4 protein-coding genes are annotated in these 2,568 nt (G+C 41.5%); 1 reads left to right on the top strand and 3 read right to left on the bottom strand.

The features are described 5' to 3' along the window. Nucleotides 1-159: 159 nt before the first annotated feature. Entirely contained in the window at nucleotides 160-633 is a 474-nt protein-coding gene (locus B4F08_RS10925) for a hypothetical protein (protein ID WP_291374378.1), read from the bottom strand. A gap of 432 nt (nucleotides 634-1,065) precedes the next feature. Continuing rightward, nucleotides 1,066-1,752 (bottom strand): ribulose-phosphate 3-epimerase, encoded by a 687-nt coding sequence (gene rpe, locus B4F08_RS10920; protein WP_086210768.1) that lies wholly within the window; start codon nucleotides 1,750-1,752, stop codon nucleotides 1,066-1,068. A 179-nt stretch (nucleotides 1,753-1,931) separates the two neighbouring features. On the opposite strand from rpe, the gene B4F08_RS10915 reads away from it, so the two are divergent. Beyond that, the gene (locus tag B4F08_RS10915; RefSeq protein WP_087528222.1) at nucleotides 1,932-2,207 is read left to right on the top strand and encodes a DUF2218 domain-containing protein; all 276 of its coding nucleotides are present in this window, start codon (nucleotides 1,932-1,934) and stop codon (nucleotides 2,205-2,207) included. 27 nt (nucleotides 2,208-2,234) lie between these two features. On the opposite strand, the gene B4F08_RS10910 is transcribed toward B4F08_RS10915, so the two are convergent. Continuing rightward, nucleotides 2,235-2,568 (bottom strand): M48 family metalloprotease (locus tag B4F08_RS10910; RefSeq protein ID WP_291374377.1); only part of this gene is annotated, 334 nt, incomplete at its 5' end.

Genomic DNA, 2,568 nt, shown 5'->3' with positions numbered 1-2,568 from the left:
GTTGACGGGACTTTCATCAATCACCAATTGGTATTCTTTGACTGCGGCAAAACTCCAAGAAGACGACATCAGACACACCCCAAGGATGAGGCTTTGTTTAAATTGAATAGACATGACTAAATCCTAATAATTTTAAAAATAAAGTTTTAAAAATCAGGATTAGGCTTTAGGAGGACGTAGAATTTCTTGCCAATAGCCCACTAAATGTTGAGCGTGATAGCGGAAATGCGGGGTTGATTGTGCTACAGCAGCTTCAAGCTGAACCAATACGAGGGGTTCAACATCTAAAAGCGTCAGCGTGGTTTGGCAGTGATACTGTGCACACTCCTGACACTGAACTTGATTGCTTTGCATTACATCCGACACATGACAGTTGCTCTTCGCTACCATATCGGCTTGAGCCATATGCATTTGATGTCCAGAGGCTGGACTCGATGATTTCGCTTGATGGCAGTCTGGCATGGTTTGCATGCCTGTTGCATGCGCTGAACTTTGCTCACTGGTTGCAGCCTGCATACTGAGTTGCATCATTTGATGCATCGGCGCCGCCGAAGCTTGGGCAATACCACTCCACCCCATTACCAAGGTAATGAGTAAGACAAACCAAGAATGTGACTTGAGCAATGAACGCACAATCAATCCTATTTAGTCAGTGAATGGAAGGTGGTATCTAAGCACGATCAAATGTTTATCGCCAGTAAATGGCTTACATTTTTTAGCTGATTCCTTACAGGATAAGCAAAGAATGGCTTATACACAAGATTATAAATTTAAATTCAATGACTGTGAGGGTTTAGTCTCCCAGCAGACTTAAACAAGAAAGTTATTTTTTAAACAGTACCATTTTTAAGCAAAGTTGAATAAAGCATCAGTGAAAATCAACTATTCAAGACATAAAAAAGGACTCAAACGAGTCCTTTTTATACATTTAATGTCTAAATACTAAACCATTGCTGTGTAAACGTTTGAATATTAATCAAGTTATCCACGTGGTTATCAACACAGATATCCACCAGCTTACCCACAAAGTTATCCACAACCCATTATGTATTTATACCTGTGAGCTTAAACCTTTACCGCACCGACTTTTGCAAGCTCTGAGCGCATATCATCAATCACAGCTTTATAATCTGGTTTTCCAAAAATAGCCGAACCGGCAACAAACATATCTGCACCTGCTTCCGCAATCTCACGGATATTTGCAGGTGACACACCACCATCGACTTCTAAGCGAATATCACGACCTGAAGCATCAATAATTTTACGTGCTTCACGGAGTTTGTCTAAAGTCATCGGAATAAATTTTTGACCGCCGAAACCTGGGTTCACACTCATCAACAAAATTTGATCGACTTTATCCAGTACATAATCTAAATAATGGAGCGGTGTTGCTGGGTTAAAGACCAAACCTGCTTTTGCGCCACCAGATTTAATCAACTGTAAAGAACGGTCGATATGATCAGTAGCTTCTGGGTGAAAAGTAATAATGTCCGCGCCAGCTTCCAAGAAGTCACCAATCATACGATCGACAGGTTTGACCATCAAATGCACATCAATCGGAGCTTTGATGCCGTAATTCTTGAGGGCCTTACAGATACCCGCACCAAAAGTCAGGTTTGGCACATAGTGGTTATCCATCACATCGAAGTGAACCACATCTGCACCTGCTGCAAGTACATGTTCAACATCTTCACCTAAACGAGCAAAGTCAGCAGATAGAATAGATGGTGCGATTAAATAAGGCTTGGACATGCGTGTACCTGGCTTATACAAAAGGGAATAGAGGTATTATAGCAAATTCAGCTTTTGAACTGCAGACTTGTCAAAAAAGAAAGCCCCAAGCTTTCTAAATTTGCAACATAGCGTTGCAACATTCAACTTTCCATTTGCGATGAAACTGCTATGTTGATAGATCAATCAACGAGGTAAATATGAAAAGTACAGCAGATATTGTCACGACAGATGCAGCTCGAATTGCAAAACGACTGGTGAATCACTGGAAACACAAATTTGATATTGAACAAGAAGCAACGACATTTGGTATTATCATGCCTGAAGCACGCGTGTTATTAAGCCCTCAAGCCGAGCATTTACATGTCAGCATTGAGGCCAGTGAAGATAAACTGAGTCACTTAGAACACGTCGTCTTAGATCATCTGATTCGTATGGGGCAACAACCACTTACAGCCACGTGGACACAAGTTTAAGTAAGTGGCTAAATTGAATCTGTTTAATCAACGTTGTTGCTGTTGATTAAACTGACGAATAGCTGCGATACGCTCTTGAGTCGCTGGATGACTTTGGAAAAATGAACCAATGCCACCGTCCTCCTCTTCCTTAGACTTCTCTTGTGGCTGTTTTTCTTCTTCTTCGCCACGTGCTTCGACTTCCATACGCGCTAAAAAGTTTGCCAAATGTAAGCTGGAAATATGATTTTTATCCAGCACTTGCATGGCATACAAGTCAGCATCACTTTCAAAATTACGTGAATAACTGGCACCCACCAAAGCCACAGGCAAAGTTGTAAATAAGGCCGAACTGTCTCCCGTCACCGCAATCAACAGCACA

This window comes from Acinetobacter sp. UBA6720, assembly GCF_002454215.1.
Lineage (GTDB): Bacteria > Pseudomonadota > Gammaproteobacteria > Pseudomonadales > Moraxellaceae > Acinetobacter.
This window is presented reverse-complemented; position numbering and strand designations above follow the sequence as displayed.

Excerpts from the sequence above, each read along its gene's own strand:
- rpe (WP_086210768.1), bottom strand. The coding sequence starts at position 1,752 with ATGTCCAAGCCTTATTTAATCGCACCATCTATTCTATCTGCTGACTTT.
- B4F08_RS10915 (WP_087528222.1), top strand. The coding sequence starts at position 1,932 with ATGAAAAGTACAGCAGATATTGTCACGACAGATGCAGCTCGAATTGCA.